The sequence below is a fragment of the Altererythrobacter sp. B11 genome (assembly GCF_003569745.1).
Taxonomy (GTDB): Bacteria; Pseudomonadota; Alphaproteobacteria; order Sphingomonadales; family Sphingomonadaceae; genus Croceibacterium_C.
In genome coordinates, this window is sequence record NZ_AP018498.1 from 2,061,748 (window position 1) to 2,081,341 (window position 19,594).

The following is a 19,594-nucleotide window of genomic DNA, read 5'->3' on the forward strand; positions in this document are numbered from 1 at the left end:
CTTGCCGTCACGGCCCACTCGCCTAAATGGAGGGCATAGGCGCGGGCGCGGCCGGCCGCAAAGCATCCAGTGGAGTGTTCATGTCGAAGGTATTGGTTATCGGCGCGGGCGGCGTCAGCTCGGTCGCGGTTCACAAGATGGCGATGAACGCTGGCATCTTCAGCGACATTCATCTCGCCAGCCGCACGAAGAGCAAGTGCGATGCCATTGCCGCGAGCGTGAAGCAGCGCACGGGCGAAGAGGTCTCCACCTACGAGATCGATGCCGAAGAGGTGCCGGCGCTCACCAATCTGATCCGCAAGCTGCAGCCATCGCTGGTGGTCAATCTGGCGCTACCCTACCAGGATCTGCCGATCATGGACGCCTGCCTGGCAGCGGGCGTGGACTACCTCGACACCGCCAATTACGAGCCGAAGGAAGAGGCGCGGTTCGAATACAAATGGCAGTGGGCCTATCACGAGCGCTTCAAGGAGAGCGGGTTGATGGCGCTGCTCGGCAGCGGCTTCGATCCGGGCGTCACCAGCGTCTTCACCATGTGGCTGAAGAAGCACCACCTGAAGACGATCTGCACGCTCGACATCCTCGATTGCAACGGCGGCGATCACGGCCAGGCCTTCGCCACCAATTTCAATCCCGAGATCAACATCCGCGAGGTCACGGCCCCGGCGCGCCATTGGGAAAATGGCGAATTCGTCGAAACGCCGGCCATGGCCAAGAAGGTGGAGTTCGATTTCGAGGCGGTCGGCCCCAAGAACATGTACCTGATGTACCACGAGGAGCTGGAAAGCCTCGCGCGCTTCGTGCCCGAGATGCAGCGCGCCCGCTTCTGGATGACCTTCGGTGACGAGTACATCAAGCATCTGACGGTGCTGCAGAATGTCGGCATGACGCGGATCGATCCGATCCTGTATCAGGGCAAGGAGATCATCCCGCTCCAGTTCCTGAAGGCGGTCCTGCCCGAACCTTCCAGCCTGGGCGAGACGACCAAGGGCAAGACGAATATCGGCTGCATCGCCACCGGCGAGGCGCTGGACGGAAGCGGCGAAAAGACCTTCTACATCAAGAATATCTGCGACCACGAAGCGGCCTATGCCGAAACGGGCAACCAGGCGGTGAGCTACACCACGGGCGTGCCGGCCATGATCGGCAGCGCCATGATGCTGACCGGCGCCTGGCGCGGGGAGGGCGTGTTCAACATGGAGCAGTTCGACCCCGATCCCTTCATGGAGATGCTGAACAGCCAGGGCCTGCCGTGGACGGTGGAAGAGCTTCCCGGTCCGGTGGAGTTCTAAGCCGGTGGGCTTCAACCTGCTGGCCCCGATCGGGCTCCTCGCCGGCTCCAACATGGTGATGAACCTGGCCTGGTACGGCCATCTCAAGTTCCCGGCGCGGGCGCTGTGGTTGGCTGTGCTGGTCAGTTGGGGGATCGCGCTGTTCGAATATTGCCTGGCCGTGCCGGCGAACCGCATCGGCAGCCGCGCCTATTCGTTGGCGGAGTTGAAGACCATTCAGGAAGTCATGTCTCTCACCACCTTCGTGCTGGTCGCCTGGCTGCTGTTCGACCAGCGGCCCGGCCTCAGCCAGATCGCCGGATTTGCCCTGATCGGCCTCGGCGCCTTCGTCGTGTTCAAGGCGCCGCTGGGCTGATGGAAACGCGCGCAGGAGATCCCGGGGCCTTCGCCCATTTCGACCTCAACCGGGTCGATTCCCCCGCCTTCGTCGTGGATGCGGCCAAGCTGCGGGCCAATCTGCAGATGCTCGCCGATGTGCGCGATGCGGCGGAGGTCAAGGTGCTGGCGGCGCTCAAGGCCTTCAGCATGTGGTCGGTCGCGCCGATGATCGGTGAGTATCTCGACGGCGTCTGCACCTCCGGCCTGTGGGAAGCACGGCTGGCGGGCGAGTTCTACGATGGCGAGATCGCCACCTATTGCGCCGGCTACAAACCGGAGGATCTGGACGAGATCTGCCGCCTGTCCGACCATGTTATCTTCAATTCCCCGGCGCAATTGCAGCGCGCCTCTCTGATTCTCGATCAGGCGCGGGCGCAGGGTGGCGGCTTCGACGTGGGGCTGCGCATCAACCCGATGAGCCCCGAGGGCGAGGTGCCGCGCTACGATCCTTGCGCGCCGCATTCCCGCCTCGGAATCCCGATCGATCAGCTGGAGGACGAGCATCTGGCGATGGTCGATGGCATCCATTTCCACACGCTGTGCGAGCAGGATCTGGAGCCGCTGAAACGGACATGGGATAAGGTGTTCGATTATATCGAGCCCTATTTCGGCCAGCTCAAATGGCTCAATTTCGGTGGCGGGCATCATATCACGCGGGCGGATTACCAGCGGGAGGAGCTGGTGGAGTTCCTGCGCGACGTGAAGGAAGATACCGGGGCCGAGATCTATCTCGAACCGGGTGAGGCGGTGGCTTTGGACGCCGGCATTCTCGTCGGCACGATCCTCGATTCGCATTGGAACGGCATGCCGCTGGCCATCACCGACGTTTCCGCCACTTGCCACATGCCCGATGTGATCGAGGCCCCGTATCGCCCGGCGATGCTGCATGAGGATGAACGGGGCGGGGGCGAGCCGGTGCGGCTGGGCGGCCCGTCATGCCTCGCTGGCGACGTGATCGGCGATTACCGCCTGCCGGTGCCCTGCCAGCCGGGCGAACGCTTCGGCTTCCTCGATCAGGCGCATTATTCGATGGTGAAGACCACCACCTTCAACGGCGTGCCTCTGCCGAGTATCTGGCTGTGGGACAGCGAGACCGATCACCTCGAATGCGTTCGTCGCTTTGACTACGAGGATTTCCGTGACCGGCTGAGCTGAGGGGCTCGCGCCGCCATAGGCACGACCCGTCGCTTCTATGCTGCGATCCCGCGCATAATCGGGAACGCCGGGGCCCCGCAGAACCGTTGGTTTTGACAAGGTTGCGATGCGGCCAAGAATCCATTTGCGATTAAGAGTCGAAGCCCTATATGCGCCTTCCGCTGCCCCAAGGGGACTTCCTAACCGCAAGGCAGCTTCGTTCAAACTAACCGTTTGGGGGTCCCTTGAATTGCACACTTTCCTCGACGCACGGTCTGTAGTCCGCGAACTCGCGCCGGACGAGCCGGTCATTCTGAACCGCCCGCATGCTGCGGCGCGCGCTGCCCGATTCTTCGCTGAGAAGTTTCCGGGCAAGCCGATGTATGCGGTGAAGGCCAATCCCTCTCCGGATCTGCTGCAGATCCTGTGGGACAATGGCATCACGCATTTCGACGTCGCCTCGATTTCCGAGGTGCGGCTGGTGCGTGAGCTTCTGCCGCAGGCGACGCTGTGCTTCATGCATCCGGTCAAGACGGCGCGCGCGATCACTGAAGCCTATCGCGAACATGGCGTACGCACCTTCAGCCTTGATACTCTGGAAGAGCTCGAGAAGATCGTGGAGGCGACCCGCGCCGATGATGGCGAGATCGCGCGCGACCTGCGCCTGTGCGTGCGGCTGCGCGTCTCCTCCGAATATTCGGAGCTCAGCCTGGCGGCCAAGTTCGGCGTCGATCTGGCCGATGCGGCGCCGCTGCTGCAAGCCACGCGTCAGGTGGCGGACTGGCTGGGCCTGTGCTTCCATGTCGGCAGCCAGGCGATGACGCCCTTCGCCTATGTGCAGGCGCTGGAGCGTACCCGCGCCGCCATCGCCGATTCGGGCGTGGTGATCGACATGATCGACGTGGGCGGGGGCTTTCCCTCCGTCTATCCCGACATGGAGCCGCCGCCGCTGGAGGACTACTTCCAGATCATTCACCGCAATTTCGAGGCGCTGCCGATCGCCTATAACGCGGAGTTGTGGTGCGAGCCGGGCCGGGCCCTGTCCGCCGAATATTCCTCGATGATCGTGCGGGTGGAAAAGCGCCGGGGCGAGGAGCTCTATATCAACGACGGTGCCTATGGCGCGCTGTTCGATGCGGCCCATGTGGAATGGCGTTTTCCCGTGCGTGCGCTGGAGGACGATCTGGTCCAGCCGTTCAGCGATTTCGCCTTCTACGGCCCCACCTGCGATGATGCGGACTTCATGAAGGGCCCCTTCCTGCTGCCGGCGGATATCCAGGCCGGCGACTATATCGAAGTGGGCATGCTGGGCGCCTATGGTGCCGCGATGAAGACCCGGTTCAACGGTTTCGGCGCGGCCGAAGCGGTGACCGTGACCGATGAGCCCATGGCGAGCCTCTACACCGGCGAGCGCGCCCTGCCGCTCAGCGACAATGTGGTGAGCCTCCGCTAACCAAGGCAAGCTCCCGCGCAACCTATGCGCGGGAGCATCCCTTCTCGCCGAAGGGGATTTCCCCATTCCTGCAAGTCTTTACCGCGCCTGCTGAGCAGGGGCGCGATCCCTCGTGCCTGCGCTGAGTTTCACAGGCTGGCCGAATCGTTTTCATTCTAATAATACGTTGTACAAACTATTATCGCGCTGAAGCGGTAAGGTGCACCGTGGGAATGGGAACGGAATGATGAGGGCAAACAGGATCGTGTTGGCAGGTGTCGCCCTGGCGCTGGGGGGAGGGGCTCTGCATGCGCCCGCGCTTCGCGCGCAGCAGGAGGATCTCACTCGCCTCCCGCCCGTGCCGAAGGATTATACACCGGGCAGGACCGCGTGGGGGGAGCCGGACCTTCGCGGCACCTGGCCGATCGACCATCTCAACGGGCTGCCCCTTCAGCGCACCGAGGACCAGGGCAACCGCGTGTTCCTGAATGAAGAGGAACTCGCCGAGCGGCAGGCGCGGATCGACAAGCTGGCCGGCCGCTATGCGGCGGAGGATTCGGAGGACAAGATCGGGCAGGGCCATTGGGTGGAAATGGGCGTGCCCAATCGCCGCACGTCGCTGCTGGTGGAACCTGCGAACGGCCGGCTCCCCGAAATGACTGCGGAAGGCAAGCGGCTCTCGGCCGAAATGCGGTCGAGCTGGCGGCGCGACCAGACTTTCGACTGGCTGACGGATTTCGACAGCTGGGACCGGTGCATCACCCGCGGCCTGCCGGCTTCCATGATGCCGATGATGTACAACAACGGCCTGCGTATCTTCCAGTCCCCCGGGCTGGTCGCGATCCAGATGGAGATGATCCATGAGGTGCGGATCATCCCCACCGATGGGCGACCCTCCATCCCGGCTCAGATCCACAACTGGATCGGCGAGAGCCGGGGCCATTGGGAAGGGCCGAACACGCTGGTGGTGGAGACGGACCATTTCCGGCCCGGCCCCTCGGCCACCAACATCGTGACGTCCGGCTCGCCGCCGGAGAACGACTCCCCGATCAGCGAACAGGCCCGGTTGACGGAGCGCTTCACCATGACGGGGCCCGACAGCATCGTGTATGAATCGCACTGGGAAGATCCGGCGATCTTCACCGCGCCATGGGGCACCCGCCTCGATTGGCAGCGCGACGATGATTATCAGTTCTTCGAATATGCCTGCCACGAAGGCAATGTGCAGCCTCGCAATTATATCTCGGCCTCACGGGCAGAGCGGGCGCAGGCTGCGGCATCGTCGGGCGAGGGGGTGAGCCAGTAGGCGCCCCTTAACCCGGTACGGCGCGCCTTTCCTCGATCATACCCTTGTTGGCGCTGGCGCGCGCAAGTTGCACGCGATCCCGGCCGTTGGCCTTCGCGTGCAGCAATGCCGCGTCAGCCACTGAGATGATGCGGTCGTAGGCGCAAATATCAGGTGCGCCGGCAACACCGATGGAGATGGTGACGGGATCCAAATCAAGTTCGCCCTGACGCACGGTGAGCCTGCCGAGCGCGCGGCGGATCTCTTCGGCCCGCTCCACCGCCTCTTTGGCGCCCGCACCCGGTAGCAGCAGCAGGAATTCCTCGCCACCATAGCGGAAGACCGCATCGCCGCTGCGCGTGAGGCTGGTCAGCAGCGCGCTAACCTCGCGGAGCACCGCATCGCCCGCGGCATGACCGTAGACGTCGTTGATTCGCTTGAAATGATCGACGTCCATCATCAGCGCCGAAAGCGGTTCGCCCCGCTCGGCGGCTCGTTCCGTCAGGTTGCGGAGAACCTGATCGAGCTGGCGCCGATTGGCAAGGCCGGTGAGCGGGTCGGCCATGGCCATGTCGCGCAGCGCGTCGCGCAGCCGGAGGTTGGCAATCGCAAGGCCGATGTTCTCGGCCAGCATGGTCAGATAGACATCGTTCGGCTCCGGCGTTCCGGCAGGGGCGATCCTCCGTTCGAGATAGAGCAGGCCCAGCGTCTCCCGCTGTGCGGTGAGGGGCAGGCACAGCGTTTCGGGAGAGGCGGCGGAGATCGCTCCCAGATGCTCGCAGGGAATGTCCACATGGGTGCCGCTGGGCCTGTGCGGCACCCCGCGGCGTAGTGCCCAGCAGGCGAGCGGGGGAAACTCGGCCACGGAATGCTGTGGTTCCAGCCATGCGCAGGCTTCGACCATCGCGTTGCGCTTGGCGTCCAAGGTATAAAGCCGTCCGGCGCAAGCCGGGGCGATCGCGGGCATGAAGCGCTCCACCACGCTGTACAGGTCTTTCATGCTGTCGCAGCCCTGCATGCGCTGGGTCATGCGCGAAAGCAGGTCCCGTATGGCCTGGTCGCGATCGCGCTCTGCCTCCAGTCGCTGGCGTTCCAGCCCGTTCTCCCGGAACAGGCGCACTGCCTGGGTGATGTCGCCGATCTCGTCGATCTGCTCCACTGCCGGGGGCTCCGCGTCGTAATCCTGCGCGGCAAGCCTCGTCACCACGTCGCTCAGCTTTACCACCGGGCGCAGCACGCGCTGCTTGAAGATGAAGTAGAGCACGCAGAGGAACAGCACGCCGGTGATCGCCAGCACCGCTTCGGAAACGCCCCTCCACAGGGCGGAGATGCGGGTGGCCTCGCGCACGGCGTCCTCGGTCCGGCGGTCGAGTTGAGCGCGGAACTGGTCGAGAAGCGCTTCGGATCGGGAAAGCTCCCGCTCATACTCCGGGCCGAACAGCAATCTGCGCGCGGCTTCGCCATCGCCCGCATTGAAGGCGGCGAGCGCGGCCTTCTGCTCGTCATGGAGCATATCGGCCCAGCGGATCGCGTCCTTCAGAGTGGCGAGTTCTTCCTGAGTGGCACCGCTATCGCGCATGTGCGCGAGGCGCTGTTCCACCGCCGCGAGTTCGGCCGCGTCGTGCCGGTAAAGCAGTTCGTAGGTGGGATCGCTCGTATTGACGAACTGCCGGGCATGGTCGGTGAGCGCGTAAATCTCGGAGCCCAGGCGACCCGTCGCCTTGTTCAGGCGGTAGCGCTGCTCGACGGCTGCGCGCTCTTCCTTTTGCGCGTCGGCTGCGAGCAGCATGGTGGCTGCAGATATGACCGTGAGGCCTACGGTTATCCCGTAGGCCCAATTGGTGATGGTAGCCAATCGCATGCTACGTATTCTCCGCCAGAGAGGCGAAGAAACGGTTAAGATTTTCCCGTGACCGGCCCGCGGGAAAGGCCCTATTTACCCGCGGAGTTTACGCCGCCTGGCGCAGCTCCAGCTCCAGCCGGTCCCAGATTTCGACGAGGGCAGAGGCGAGCTCGTCCATCATCGCTTCGTTGTGGGCCGGACCGGGGGTGAAGCGCAGCCGCTCCGTGCCGCGGGGCACGGTGGGGAAATTGATCGGCTGCACATATACGCCGTATTCGGCCAGCAGAATGTCGCTGATCTTCTTGGCGCGCACGGGATCGCCCACCATCAGCGGCACGATATGCGTGGTGGATTCCATCACCGGCAGGCCCGCTTCGCGGAACTTGCGCTTCAGCATCGCGGCGGCCGCCTGCTGCGCATCGCGTTCTTCGCTGGAGCCCTTGAGGTGGCGCACCGCGGCGAGAACGCCGGCGGCCAGCACGGGGCTGAGCGAGGTCGTGAAGATGAAGCCCGGCGCGTAGGAGCGGATACAGTCCACGATCTTCTTGTCCGCGGCAATATAGCCGCCCATCACGCCGAAGGCCTTGCCCAGCGTGCCTTCGATGATGTCGATCCGCTGCGCCGCCTCGTCCCGCTCGGAGATGCCGCCGCCGCGTGCGCCATACATGCCGACCGCGTGAACCTCGTCGATATAGGTCAGCGCATTGTACTTATCGGCCAGGTCGCAGATCGCATGGATCGGCGCGACGTCGCCATCCATGGAATAGACGCTTTCGAAGGCGATCAGCTTGGGCCGTTCCGGATCCTCGGCCGCCAGCAGCTCTTCCAGATGCTCCACGTCGTTGTGGCGGAAGATGCGCTTCTCGGCGCCCGAATTGCGGATGCCCGCGATCATGCTGGCGTGGTTCAACTCGTCGGAGAAGACCACGCAGCCGGGCAGCAGCTTGGCGAGGGTGGAGAGCGTGGCATCGTTGGACACATAGCCGCTGGTGAACAGCAGCGCCGCTTCCTTGCCATGCAGATCCGCCAGCTCGTTCTCCAGCTGGATGTGATAATGCGTATTGCCGCCGATATTGCGCGTGCCGCCCGAACCGGCGCCGACATCGTGCAGCGCCTCTTCCATGGCGGCGATCACCTTGGGATGCTGGCCCATGGCGAGATAATCGTTGGAGCACCAAACGGTGATCGGCTTCGGGCCATTGTGGCCGTGGAAGCAGCGCGCATTGGGATAGGCACCCTTGTTGCGCAGAATGTCGATGAACACGCGATAGCGGCCTTCCGAATGAAGCCGGTCGATCGCCTGGTCGAATATCTGATCGTAGTTCAGCGGATCTGTCCATTCAGCGCCGCCGGAGCACGTGCGGCCGTGAGTCACGGGCGATTTAGGGGATGACGCAGCGGGATTAAAGCACAGAGTTTGCGACGGATTCGCATTAAAAACGCGCGAGACTGTGAAGGCCATAGGTCTGGAGCACCGGCAGGAGGGTTTCGGCCTCGCCTAGGCTGCCTGTGACCAACGCAACATCCGGGGATGTACGGAGAAAAGCCTGCCCTTCCGTGAGATGGGCGATGCGGCGGGCGATGCCCGCCGCGCCGTGAACGAAGGCTACGCCATCGCCGAAGGCGGCGGCCAGCTGCGGTTGCACCAGCGGGAAATGCGTGCAGGCGAGCACCACCGTGTCGATCCGATCGCCGCCCGGTTGGCTGCGGAGCCCCTCGGCGGCGGCGGCGAACACCGCCGGATCCACCGCCCGGCCGCGCAGCGCCGCTTCGGCCGCCGTTACCAGCTCCGGCGCAGCATGGCGCAGGAGCAGCTTGTCGGCCGCAAATTCCGCCTGGAGATTGTCGACATATGCCTGGCGGATTGTCGCCGCCGTGCCCAGCAGGCCGATCGCCCCGCTCCGCGTCATCGCCGCCGCAGGCTTGATGGCGGGCACCGTGCCGACGATCGGCACCTGCAGAACCTCGCGCACCATGCCCAGGGCGATGGTGGATGCGGTGTTGCAGGCGATTGTGATCAACCGCGGGCGATAGCGTTCCGCCAGCCGGCCGAGGAGGCCGGAGACGCGTGCGGCAATCTCCGCCTCCGTCTTCTCGCCATAGGGAAGGCCTGCCGTGTCGGCGGCATAGATCACCGGCGCATCGGGCAGCAGCCGGCGCAACTCGCCGAGCACGGACAGGCCCCCGATCCCCGAATCGAACAGCAGGATCGGCGCTTTTGAATCCATTTCCGAGATGAAAGCCCCCTATGGTCCGGTGTCAGGCGAAGGGCGGTCTTTACTTTGCCCGGCGAAAAATCAAAGCAGGGGCTTCCGCGCCCCTGCGGATCGGAAGGATTTCATGGATTATATTGCGGCATTGGCGATGGGCTACCTGCTCGGCTCGATCCCGTTCGGGCTGTTGCTCGCGCTGGCGGCGGGCAAGGGCGATATCCGGCAGATCGGCTCGGGCAATATCGGCGCCACCAATGTGCTGCGCACCGGCAGCAAGGGGCTCGCCGCGCTGACGCTGCTGCTCGATCTCGCCAAGGGCTTCTTCGCCGTCTGGCTGGCGTGGCGGCTGTTTCCGCAGCTGGTGCCGGTCGCGGCCTTCGCTGCGGTGGTGGGCCATTGCTTCCCGGTGTGGCTGCGCTTCAAGGGCGGGAAGGGCGTTGCCACCAATGCCGGCGTCAGCTTCGGCCTCGCCTGGCCCATCGGCCTCACCTATGCGGTGGTGTGGCTCGCCGTCCTCGGCCTGATGCGGATCAGCTCGCTCGCGGGGATGAGCGCCGTGGTGGCGGCGGCCATTGCCGCGGCGGTTCTCGGCTATATGCAATTCGTCCCCGTGCTCGCGGGTATAGCGGTGCTGGTGCTGTGGCTTCACCGCGAGAATATCCGCCGGCTGCGGCAGGGAACCGAACCGAAGGTGGGCGGCCGCAAGTGACCGGGGCGGGCACGCTTTCTCAGGCGGAGGCCTTCGCGCGCATCCGCCTGTTACGCTCGCCCAACATCGGCCCGGTCAGCTATGCCCAATTGCTGCGCCGCTTCGGCAGCGCGGCCGATGCGCTCGATGCCCTGCCAGATCTCGCCGCGCGCGGCGGCCGGCCCTATCGCGCCGCACCCCGGGAAGGTGTGGAGCGCGAGATTTCCGCCACCCGAAGGGCCGGCGCGCGTTATCTCTTTCACGATTCTCCGGAATACCCGCCGCTGCTGGCGGCGATGGACAGCGCGCCGCCGATCCTCACAGTGCGGGGCGATGCAGCGCTGATACACCGGCCCTGCATAGCCATGGTAGGCGCGCGCAACGCCTCTGCAGCGGCGGTGAAACTGGCGCGCGATTTCGCCCATGCGCTGGCGGGGCAGGGCTTCGTCGTCGTCTCCGGTCTCGCGCGCGGGATCGATGGCGCCGCGCACGAAGGCGCCCTTCCGGCCACGATCGGCGTGATCGCCAGCGGCATCGACATCGCCTATCCGCCTCAGCACGCCGCCCTGCAGGAGAGGATTGCCGCCGAAGGCCTGCTGATCGCCGAACAACCCCCCGGCACCGAGCCGCGCGGCAGCCACTTCCCCAGTCGCAACCGCATCATCGCCGGGCTTGCCGCCGGCACGCTGGTGGTGGAGGCCGCGCCGCGCTCCGGCTCGCTCATCACCGCGCGGCTCGCGGGGGAGGCCGGGCGGGAAGTGATGGCGATTCCCGGCAGCCCGCTGGATGCGCGCAGCCACGGCTGCAACCAGCTGATCCGCGAGGGCGCCGTATTGGTGCAGACCCCGGAGGATGTGGCGGAACTGCTGACCGGCTTTGACGGCATGGCGCGAACGAGCCTGCGTGTGCCGGCGTCCAGCTTCCACATCGGCATTGCCGAGCTGGCCGAGGATGGCCCAGCGGACCTCGCCAGCCTCCTCACCGCCGCGCCGATCGGCGTGGACGAACTCGTGCGGCAAAGCGGCGCCGCCGCGGGCGAGGTGCAGATGGCGCTGCTGGAGCTTGAGATCGCGGGGCGGCTGGTACGCCATGCCGGCGGGCGCGTTTCGCTGGCGGCCTAGCGGCGCGGGCCGAAGCTGCTTGACGAATCCCGCCGTGGCTCGCCACCCTCGCGCGTACGTACACGTAAGGATTGCCTCACTCGATCATGCAGCTTGTTATCGTTGAATCGCCGGCCAAGGCGAAGACCATCGAGAAATATCTCGGCAAGGACTACAAGGTCCTCGCCTCCTATGGCCATGTGCGCGACCTGCCGCCCAAGGATGGCAGCGTGCGGCCCGATGAGGGCTTCGCGATGGACTGGGAGGTCTATGCCGACAAGCGCAACCGCGATCAGGTGAAGGCCATCGCCGATGCGGCGAAGAAGGCAGACCGCCTGATCCTCGCCACCGACCCCGATCGCGAAGGGGAGGCGATCAGCTGGCACGTGCTGGAGCTGCTGAAGAACCGCAAGGCTGTCCCGCAGGATGTGGAGCGGGTGACCTTCAACGCCATCACCAAGCAGGCCGTGACCGAGGCGATGGCGCATCCGCGCGCGCTGGATACCGATCTGATCGAAGCCTATCTGGCGCGCCGCGCGCTGGATTACCTGTTCGGCTTCACCCTCAGCCCGGTGCTGTGGCGCAAGCTGCCCGGCGCGAAGAGTGCCGGGCGCGTTCAATCCGTCGCCCTGCGTCTGATCGTGGATCGCGAGCGCGAGATCGAAGCCTTCGTCGCGCAGGAATACTGGTCTGTCGTCGCGCGGATGGAGCAGGACGGCACCGGTTTCGACGCCCGTCTGGTGAAGTTCGACGGCGAGAAGCTGGACCGGCTGTCCATCGGCGACAAGGGCACGGCCGAACGCGCGAAGGCGGCGGTAGAAGCGGGCCGCTTCACCGTGGAGGACGTGGAAACCCGGCCGCTGAAGCGCAATCCGGCGCCGCCCTTCACCACCTCCACGCTGCAGCAGGAGGCGGCGCGCAAGCTCGGCTTCTCCGCCAGCCACACGATGCGCTGCGCCCAGAACCTCTACGAGGCCGGGGCCATCACCTATATGCGAACCGACGGCGTGCAGATGGATGGCAGCGCCATCAGCGCCGCGCGCAAGGCCATCGCCGACCGGTATGACGGGCATTACCTGCCCGAAAAGCCGCGCATCTATCAGACCAAGGCGAAGAATGCGCAGGAAGCGCATGAGGCGATCCGGCCGACCGACTTCATGAAGGATCGCGCAGGCTCCGGCGACGAGGCGAAGCTTTACGACCTGATCTTCAAGCGGGCCATGGCCAGCCAGATGGCGGCGGCCAGTCTGGAGCGGACCACGGTGACGCTGCGCGATCCCACCGGAAGGCACGAGCTGCGCGCCACCGGGCAGGTGGTCAAGTTCGCGGGCTTCCTCGCCGTCTATGAAGAAGGCCGCGACCAGAAGGACGATGATGAGGAGGAAGGCCTGCTGCCGCTGATCCGCAAGGGGGATGCGCCGGCCAAGAAGGGGGTGGATGCCACGCAGCACTTCACCCAGCCGCCGCCGCGCTTTTCCGAAGCCAGCCTGGTGAAGCGGCTGGAGGAACTGGGCATCGGCCGCCCGTCCACCTATGCCTCGACCATCCAGACGCTGCGCGATCGCACCTATGTGCGGATGGAAAAGAACCGCTTCTTCGCGGAAGATTCCGGCCGCCTGCTCACCGCTTTCCTCGAACGCTTCTTTCCGCGCTACGTCGCTTACGACTTCACCGCCGGGATGGAAGACGAGCTGGACGAGGTTTCGGGCGGGCGCGCCGAATGGAAGGCGCTGCTCGAGGCTTTCTGGCGCGACTTCAAGCCCAAGAGCGACGAGGTGATGGAACAGAAGCCCTCGGAAATCACCGAGGTGCTCGACGAGTTTCTGTCCGACTACCTGTTCCCGCCCAAGGCCGATGGCAGCGATCCGCGCGCCTGCCCGAAGTGCATCGCCGAAGGCCGCGAAGGCGGGCATCTGGCGCTGCGCGGGGGTCGCTACGGCGCGTTCATCGGCTGCGCGAATTACCCCGAATGCACCTTCCGCCGCCGCTTCGGCCAGCCGGGCGAGGAGGGCGAGGCCGAGGATACGGCCATGGGCGTCGATCCGGAAACGGGGCTGGAAGTGCAGCGCAAGGTCGGCCGCTTCGGCCCCTATGTGCAGCTGGGCGAGGGCAAGGAGGCGAAACGCGCCTCCATCCCGCGCGACCTGCCGGACTTCGACCTGGACTGGGCGCTCAGGCTGCTCAGCCTGCCGCGCACCGTGGGTGTCCACCCGGAGACGGGCAAGGACATCACCGCCAGCATCGGCCGCTATGGCCCCTATCTGGCGCATGACGGGAAATACGCGAAGCTCTCCTCCACCCGTGACGTGTTCGACACCGGCATGAATGCCGCCGTCTCGCTGCTGGCGGAGGCGGCCAATCGCAAGGGTGGCGGCGGCCGTGCCAAGGCCGAACCGATCAAGACGCTGGGCACGCACCCGACCAGCGGCGGGGAGATCAAGGTGATGCCCGGGCGCTATGGCCCCTATGTCACCGACGGCACCACCAATGCGACCATCCCGAAGGATATGAAGCCCGAGGATGTGACGGAAGCACAAGCGGTGGAGCTTATCGACGCGCGCGCGGCCAAGGCTCCGGCGAAGAAGAAGCCGGCCCGCAAGAAGGCCGCGGCCAAGAAGGCGCCGGCGAAGAAGCCTGCGGCAAAGAAGAAGGCCCCCGCGAAAAAAGCCGGCGCGGAGGAGGGGGCGTGAGCGAACCTTTCGCCCGCCACCGCCAGCCCTGGCGTTCGGACGAGGTCGGCAAGCTGCGGACGCTCGCGGCCAAGGGCAAGGGCTTGAAGGAAATCGCCAAGGCGCTCACCCGCACCGAGGAATCGACCCGCGAACGGGCGCGGATCGAAGGGATCGAGATCGCCAAGAAGCGCTAGGCTGCCGCGGGCCGAACGCTTATCCTCTTGAATAGCAGGGCACGTAAGGTCACATGGCCGCGATGCTGCAGGCGCGAAACCCACAGGAAGCGGAAGACAAAGGCGGCAATCCGCCGACTGCTACCGACGCGGACGGCCTGCCCCAGCCGCGCCGCTGGTGGGCGATTGCGGCGATCAGCTTCGGCACGGCGCTGCTGGTGCTGGATGGGTCGATCGCCAATGTCGCGCTGCCCACGATTGCGCGCGATCTCGGCGTAACCAACGGCGCCGTCACCAATGTCGTCACCATCTATCAGCTGGTGCTGGTGATGGTGCTGCTGCCCTTCGCCAGCCTGGGCGACAAGATGGGGCACCGCAAGCTCTACCAATACGGGCAGATGGTCTTCCTCCTCGCTTCGGCCCTGTGCCTGCTGGCGGACAATTTCATCTTCCTGCTGGTGCTGCGCGCCCTGCAGGCACTGGGCGCGGGCATGGCGCTCAGCGTCTCGGCGGCGATGCTGCGGCAGATCTATCCTGCCAGCAAGCTGGGCACCGGCATGGGCATCAACAGCGTGATCGTCGCCTCCTCCAATGCCGTGGCGCCGACGCTGGGCGGCTACATCGTCGGCCATCTGGCGTGGCACTGGGTGTTCGTGGCTGCCGTGCCCTTTGCCATCATCTCGCTTTTCCTGGGCCGCGCGCTGCCTGAACCCACGCCGCGGCCGATCCCGGCCGAATGGCTGAGCGGGCTGTGGAGCGCGGCCACCATGCTGCTGCTGATCGGCGGCGTGCAGGTGGCAACGCATGAGACGCTCGGCCTCGGCATCGCTCTCTCCGCAGCGGGCGTCGTGTCGCTGTTGCTGCTCGTGCGGCGGGAGCGGGCGCGGACGGCGCCGGTGGTGCCGGTCGATCTCCTCGCCAAGCCCGTGCTCGGCCTCTCCGCGCTGGCCGCCTTCACCTGCTTCATTTCCGCCGGATCGCTGATGATCTCCATGCCCTTCCGGCTGGAACAGGCGATGGGCTATGCGCCGCAGGAAGTGGGCCTGCTGCTGCTGCCGTTCCCGCTCACCATGCTGGTGGTGGCCCCGGCCGCAGGCTGGATGTCCGACCGGATCGCGCCGACCAAGCTGGGCGTCACGGGCATGGTGATCGCCATCATCGGCCTGCTGTTCCTCGCCACCCTGCCGAACACGGCAAGCCCGTTCGATGTCGCCTGGCGGCTGAGCCTCTCCGCGCTCGGCTTCGGGCTGTTCTTCGCGCCCAATTCGCGCCTGCTGATCGGTCGCGCCCCGCGCGATCGGGCGGCGGCGGCTGGGGGGCTGCTGTCCACCTCGCGCCTGCTGGGCCAGACCATGGCGGCGGTGGTGGTGGGCATATTGCTGGCAGGCGGCATGGGCATGGGGCCGACCCCGCTGCTGGTTGCCTGCGCATTGGCCGTGGTGGCCGCGCTGTGCAGCCTCGCGCGCTTCCGCACGATGACCCGCGCGCAGCCCTGAGCCCGCACTTCGGCACCTTGCGTTAACCATCGCCTGTCAGGGGCTCGCAAACGGTTCGTCGCACGACTCGCTCCGAATATCTGTCAAATTAACCATTGGACCCAAAATGTTCATCTGCGAGCAATGGCCGCATGAACAGTCGAAGGGGCGTGCATTCCGCACGATCTTTATCGATCGCAATGAAAGAGTTTTCAGCAGCCGCATGGACCATCGCACAGGTGATCGGTCGAAAGGGGCAAAATGCCGAGACGGCTTTGAAGTTTGAGGGAGTAATCAGATGCGTAACATTTCCGGAAGGCCGATATTTCTCTGTGGAGCAGCACTGATCGCCGTGGGTGCGGCGGGCAGCCTGTCCGCCCAGCAGCTGGAGCCGGTGCAGGACACCGCGCAGCGGGCGAGCGACGCCGCCGCGAGCGAGGATTCCATCAATGTCTATGGTGAGGTGCCGACCGATCTTTCCGGCCTGCCCGCGGGGCCGGAGATCGAAGGCATCCTGTCCGCCCGCAAGGGCAACAGCATCCAGGTGACCGATGGTGACGGCGCCAATTCGATGATCAGCCTGAGCGAAGCGACCCAGATCACCGGCAAGGGTGGCTTTCTCGGCCTCGGCCGGACGGACCTCGCGGCGGATTCGCTGCTCAACGGTCTCCCTGTCGCTGTCGAGACGGTGCAGTGGGAAGGCGGCCTGGTCGCCAGCAAGGTAAAGTTCAAGAAGGACGATCTCGAAGTCGCGGAGATGATCCACGGCGGCACCTCGCAGCGCTTTGCCGAGCATGACGTGGCTATCGAGAAGAACGCCGCCGCCACCGAGGCGCTGCGCGGCCGCATGGGCGATATCGACAAATACAACCTGAAGGGCACGACGAACGTCTATTTCGACACGGGCAAGTGGAACCTGTCGCCCGCGGCGAGGACCGAGCTGTGCGCCGCGGCGCAGGATGCAGCGGCAATGGACAACGCCCTGCTGCTGGTGGTCGGCTACACCGACTCCGTCGGCGACCAGGATTACAACCAGACGCTGAGCGAGAAGCGCGCCGGCCGGGTGGTGAACTTCCTGCAGCAGGAATGCCGCTGGGCCCCCTATCGGATGCTCACGCCCACGGGCATGGCCGAAGCCGATCCCACGGCAGACAACACCACGGCCGCCGGGCGGGCACAGAACCGCCGCGTGTCGGTGAACATCCTCGTCAGCAAGGCGGTGGACGAATCCTGACAAGTCTCTGAGCGGGTAGGGGGCGGGCTTCGGCTCGTCCCCTTTCCCTCGCCTCTTCGTCATTCCCGCGCAGGCGGGAATCCAGCAGGCGCAACAGACCGGACGAAGGGCGGGCGCGGCCCGGTGCCGCACTGGATTCCCGCCTGCGCGGGAATGACGAGACGGGGGAAATCGGCCGGCCCCGCTAACCCCGCAGGCTAGCGCACCCAGTCCAGCCCCATTTCCTCATAGACTTCGCGGCTTTCCGCCCAGCGTTCGTCCACCTTCACATGCAGGAAGAGGTGGACCTTCACCCCCAGAATCTCGCTCAGCTCGGCGCGCGCCGCCTCGCCGATGGCCTTGATGCGGGCGCCGCGCTTGCCCAGCATGATCGGTTTCTGGCTGTCGCGCCCGACCACGATCTGCTGGTGGATTTCCACGCTGCCATCGCGGCGGTGTTGATAGCTCTCCGGGCGCACTGCGCTGTCATAGGGGAGCTCTTCATGCAGCTGGCGATAGAGCTGCTCGCGGGTGACTTCGGCCGCCAGCAGTCGCTCGCTCGCATCGCTCACCTGATCTTCCGGGTAGTGCCACGGCCCCTCCGGCATCAGCGAGGCGAGGTGCTCCTTCAGTTCCGGCACGCCGTCGCCGCTCAGCGCCGAAATGAAGAACACCTCCTCGAAGCTCACCTTCCCGGCGAGATCCTGCGCCAGCTCCAGCAGCGGTTCCTTCTTGCTGATGTCCACCTTGTTCAGCGCCAGCAGCTTGCGCTCCGGCCGGTCCTTCAGCACCTCCAGCAACGGCTCCAGTTCGTGGCGGCGCTGCTTGACGGGGTCCACCACCAGCAGGATGGCGTCGGCCGCCACCGCGCCTTCCCAGGCGGCGTTCACCATCGCGCGGTCCAGCCGGCGCCGGGGCGCGAAGATGCCGGGCGTATCGGCCAGGATGATCTGCACCGGGCCGGCCAGCGCGATGCCCAGCAGGCGCGCCCGCGTGGTCTGCGCCTTGGCGCTGGTGATCGCCACCTTCTGGCCAACGAGCTGGTTCACCAGCGTGGATTTCCCCGCGTTCGGCGCACCGATCACGGCGACCACGCCGCATTTGGTTTCTGCGCTTTCGCTCACCCGTATCTCTCCATGAACAGCCGCGCGGCGGCGGTTTCTGCTTCCTGCTTGCTGCCGGCGGTGGCTTCCACCTCGCCGACATTGGCCACGCTCACCCGAACGGTGAAGCGTGCCGCGTGATCCGGCCCGCTGCGGTCGATCACTGAATATTCCGGCGGCTTGCGCCGGTTGCCCGCCGCCCATTCCTGCAGCGCGCTCTTGGGATGCTTGGCGCGGCCGGCCTGTCCTTCGAAGGCGCGGCGCCATTTGGCATGCACGACGCCGCGTGTAGCCTCGAACCCCGCTTCCAGGAAGTTGGCCCCCAGCAGCGCCTCCATCACATCGCACAGTACATTGTCGCTGTCGGCGGCGCCATCATCGCGCGCCTGCTTGCCCAGCCGCAGATGCGCGGGCAGGCCGATCTCGCGCGCCACCCGGGCGCAGGTCTGGCGGCTGACCAGCGCGTTCAGCCGCTGCGCCAGCTGCCCTTCCGCTCCCGCGCTCTGGCGATAGAGCCATTCGGCGATCGAGAGGCCCAAGACGCGATCGCCGAGGAATTCCAGCCGCTGATAATCGCGATCCGCCCCGGTGCTGCCATGGGTCAGCGCCTCGATCCACAGCGCCTCGTCCTGCACCAAAAAGCCCGCTGCCTCCAGCCAGGGGCGCGTTTCGCCCAGCTTATCGAGGTCTGCCATCAGATCGTATGGCCGATGCGGCTCCACCGCGCGGCGGTGAACCAGGTCCACGGCTTCAGCCATTCGGCGCTGCCATCGGTGGAGAAGAAGATCACGCCGGCGCGGCCGACGACATTTTCCACCGGCACCAGCCCCACGCCGCCATTGGGCACGGCGGGATAGCGGCTATCCATGGAATTGTCCCGATTGTCGCCCATCATGAACAGATGGCCTTCGGGCACGATCACGGCGTCCGTATTGTCCTTCGCCTGCGTCGGCCCGAAATCGAGCACGTCGAAGGTGACGCCGTTGGGCAGCGTCTCGCGGAACTGCGGATAGTGGCAGGTCAGCCCGCCATCGGCCGCCTGCACGGCAAAGCGCGCTTCGGCGCAGCCTTCCTGGGGCGTTACGGGGAGGACGAAATCGGGCTGCTTCACGCGCGGCACCGGCCGGCCGTTGATCTCCACCACGCCGCCCGAGACGCGGATCTGGTCCCCCGGCAGGCCGATCACCCGCTTCACATAATCCACCCGGTCGATCGGATGCTTGAAGATGACCACATCGCCGCGATCGGGAATCCCGGCTGGAATGCGCCCGCTCCACAGCTTGATGTCGAACGGCATGGACGCCTGCGAATAGCCGTAAGGCCATTTGGCGGCGAACAGGTAATCCCCTTCCAGCAGATCGGGCATCATCGATTCGCTCGGGATCGAATGGCTGGAGAAAACCAGCGTGCGCACGATGGTGACGATGATCACCAGCTTCACCAGGAACCAGAGGAAGCTGCCTTCCTCCTTCTTCTTCGGCGCGGCGGGCGGCGCCGGGGCCTGCCCGGTGCTGTCCTGTGGGGGTGTGTCGTTCATCGCCACGGTCATGTTGAGCGCGAGGGGGATCGTCAAGCGCGGAGACGCCGGGCGGG

At 65.7% G+C, this 19,594-nt stretch carries 17 protein-coding genes; 11 read left to right on the plus strand and 6 right to left on the minus strand.

Going from position 1 to position 19,594, the window contains the following annotated elements:
• The first annotated feature begins 80 nt into the window (after positions 1-80).
• From AEB_RS09845 to AEB_RS09865, 5 genes are all read left to right on the plus strand, one after another.
• A complete protein-coding gene (locus AEB_RS09845; RefSeq protein WP_119083036.1) occupies positions 81-1,292 on the plus strand; it encodes a saccharopine dehydrogenase family protein in 1,212 nt (403 codons plus the stop codon).
• Positions 1,293-1,296: 4 nt separating this feature from the next.
• Positions 1,297-1,647 (plus strand): DMT family protein, encoded by a 351-nt coding sequence (locus AEB_RS09850; RefSeq protein ID WP_119083037.1) that lies wholly within the window; start codon positions 1,297-1,299, stop codon positions 1,645-1,647.
• Positions 1,647-2,825: a carboxynorspermidine decarboxylase gene (locus AEB_RS09855; RefSeq protein ID WP_119083038.1), complete on the plus strand. Its 1,179-nt coding sequence runs from the start codon at positions 1,647-1,649 to the stop codon at positions 2,823-2,825. The genes AEB_RS09850 and AEB_RS09855 overlap by 1 nt, the downstream gene beginning before the upstream one ends.
• Positions 2,826-3,054: 229 nt before the next feature.
• Positions 3,055-4,257, plus strand: a complete 1,203-nt coding sequence (locus tag AEB_RS09860; RefSeq protein WP_172593052.1) for a type III PLP-dependent enzyme — start codon at positions 3,055-3,057, stop codon at positions 4,255-4,257.
• 226 nt (positions 4,258-4,483) lie between these two features.
• Positions 4,484-5,542 carry a hypothetical protein gene (locus tag AEB_RS09865; RefSeq protein ID WP_145985290.1) on the plus strand — a complete coding sequence of 353 codons (1,059 nt, stop codon included), beginning with the start codon at positions 4,484-4,486 and terminating at the stop codon, positions 5,540-5,542.
• A gap of 7 nt (positions 5,543-5,549) precedes the next feature.
• Here AEB_RS09865 and AEB_RS09870 read toward each other — a convergent pair whose 3' ends face one another.
• From AEB_RS09870 to murI, 3 genes are all read right to left on the minus strand, one after another.
• Positions 5,550-7,382, minus strand: a complete 1,833-nt coding sequence (locus AEB_RS09870) for a diguanylate cyclase (protein WP_119083041.1) — start codon at positions 7,380-7,382, stop codon at positions 5,550-5,552.
• 88 nt (positions 7,383-7,470) lie between these two features.
• Positions 7,471-8,691: a 5-aminolevulinate synthase gene (gene hemA / locus AEB_RS09875; protein WP_119084571.1), complete on the minus strand. Its 1,221-nt coding sequence runs from the start codon at positions 8,689-8,691 to the stop codon at positions 7,471-7,473.
• A 106-nt stretch (positions 8,692-8,797) separates the two neighbouring features.
• On the minus strand, positions 8,798-9,592 hold the full coding sequence (gene murI, locus AEB_RS09880) for a glutamate racemase (RefSeq protein WP_119083042.1): 795 nt from the start codon (positions 9,590-9,592) through the stop codon (positions 8,798-8,800).
• A gap of 112 nt (positions 9,593-9,704) precedes the next feature.
• Between murI and plsY the strand changes: the two genes are divergently transcribed.
• The 6 genes from plsY to AEB_RS09910 all read left to right on the plus strand — a co-directional run bounded on the left by plsY (position 9,705) and on the right by AEB_RS09910 (position 16,919).
• Positions 9,705-10,286 carry a glycerol-3-phosphate 1-O-acyltransferase PlsY gene (plsY, locus tag AEB_RS09885; RefSeq protein ID WP_119083043.1) on the plus strand — a complete coding sequence of 194 codons (582 nt, stop codon included), beginning with the start codon at positions 9,705-9,707 and terminating at the stop codon, positions 10,284-10,286.
• Positions 10,283-11,386, plus strand: a complete 1,104-nt coding sequence (gene dprA, locus AEB_RS09890; protein WP_119083044.1) for a DNA-processing protein DprA — start codon at positions 10,283-10,285, stop codon at positions 11,384-11,386. The genes plsY and dprA overlap by 4 nt, the downstream gene beginning before the upstream one ends.
• Before the next feature lie 86 nt (positions 11,387-11,472).
• Entirely contained in the window at positions 11,473-14,055 is a 2,583-nt protein-coding gene (topA, locus tag AEB_RS09895) for a type I DNA topoisomerase (RefSeq protein WP_119083045.1), read from the plus strand.
• The gene (locus AEB_RS09900; RefSeq protein WP_119083046.1) at positions 14,052-14,231 is read left to right on the plus strand and encodes a hypothetical protein; all 180 of its coding nucleotides are present in this window, start codon (positions 14,052-14,054) and stop codon (positions 14,229-14,231) included. Before topA ends, AEB_RS09900 begins: the two co-directional genes overlap by 4 nt.
• 53 nt (positions 14,232-14,284) lie before the next feature.
• Entirely contained in the window at positions 14,285-15,706 is a 1,422-nt protein-coding gene (locus tag AEB_RS09905) for an MFS transporter (protein ID WP_119083047.1), read from the plus strand.
• Positions 15,707-15,983: 277 nt separating this feature from the next.
• A complete protein-coding gene (locus AEB_RS09910; RefSeq protein ID WP_119083048.1) occupies positions 15,984-16,919 on the plus strand; it encodes an OmpA family protein in 936 nt (311 codons plus the stop codon).
• A gap of 197 nt (positions 16,920-17,116) precedes the next feature.
• Here AEB_RS09910 and era read toward each other — a convergent pair whose 3' ends face one another.
• From era to lepB, 3 genes are read right to left on the minus strand one after another with little or no spacing between them, the layout of a single operon-like run.
• Positions 17,117-18,022, minus strand: coding sequence for a GTPase Era (era, locus tag AEB_RS09915; RefSeq protein ID WP_119083049.1), 906 nt, complete (start codon positions 18,020-18,022; stop codon positions 17,117-17,119).
• On the minus strand, positions 18,019-18,696 hold the full coding sequence (gene rnc, locus AEB_RS09920) for a ribonuclease III (protein WP_119084572.1): 678 nt from the start codon (positions 18,694-18,696) through the stop codon (positions 18,019-18,021). Before rnc ends, era begins: the two co-directional genes overlap by 4 nt.
• The gene (lepB, locus tag AEB_RS09925; protein ID WP_442858061.1) at positions 18,696-19,550 is read right to left on the minus strand and encodes a signal peptidase I; all 855 of its coding nucleotides are present in this window, start codon (positions 19,548-19,550) and stop codon (positions 18,696-18,698) included. Before lepB ends, rnc begins: the two co-directional genes overlap by 1 nt.
• Positions 19,551-19,594: the final 44 nt, after the last annotated feature.

Excerpts from the sequence above, each read along its gene's own strand:
- plsY (WP_119083043.1), top strand. The coding sequence starts at position 9,705 with ATGGATTATATTGCGGCATTGGCGATGGGCTACCTGCTCGGCTCGATC.
- topA (WP_119083045.1), top strand. The coding sequence starts at position 11,473 with ATGCAGCTTGTTATCGTTGAATCGCCGGCCAAGGCGAAGACCATCGAG.
- AEB_RS09905 (WP_119083047.1), top strand. The coding sequence starts at position 14,285 with ATGGCCGCGATGCTGCAGGCGCGAAACCCACAGGAAGCGGAAGACAAA.
- AEB_RS09865 (WP_145985290.1), top strand. The coding sequence starts at position 4,484 with ATGAGGGCAAACAGGATCGTGTTGGCAGGTGTCGCCCTGGCGCTGGGG.
- lepB (WP_442858061.1), bottom strand. The coding sequence starts at position 19,550 with ATGACCGTGGCGATGAACGACACACCCCCACAGGACAGCACCGGGCAG.
- AEB_RS09870 (WP_119083041.1), bottom strand. The coding sequence starts at position 7,382 with ATGCGATTGGCTACCATCACCAATTGGGCCTACGGGATAACCGTAGGC.
- AEB_RS09855 (WP_119083038.1), top strand. The coding sequence starts at position 1,647 with ATGGAAACGCGCGCAGGAGATCCCGGGGCCTTCGCCCATTTCGACCTC.
- murI (WP_119083042.1), bottom strand. The coding sequence starts at position 9,592 with ATGGATTCAAAAGCGCCGATCCTGCTGTTCGATTCGGGGATCGGGGGC.
- rnc (WP_119084572.1), bottom strand. The coding sequence starts at position 18,696 with ATGGCAGACCTCGATAAGCTGGGCGAAACGCGCCCCTGGCTGGAGGCA.
- AEB_RS09910 (WP_119083048.1), top strand. The coding sequence starts at position 15,984 with ATGCGTAACATTTCCGGAAGGCCGATATTTCTCTGTGGAGCAGCACTG.
- AEB_RS09845 (WP_119083036.1), top strand. The coding sequence starts at position 81 with ATGTCGAAGGTATTGGTTATCGGCGCGGGCGGCGTCAGCTCGGTCGCG.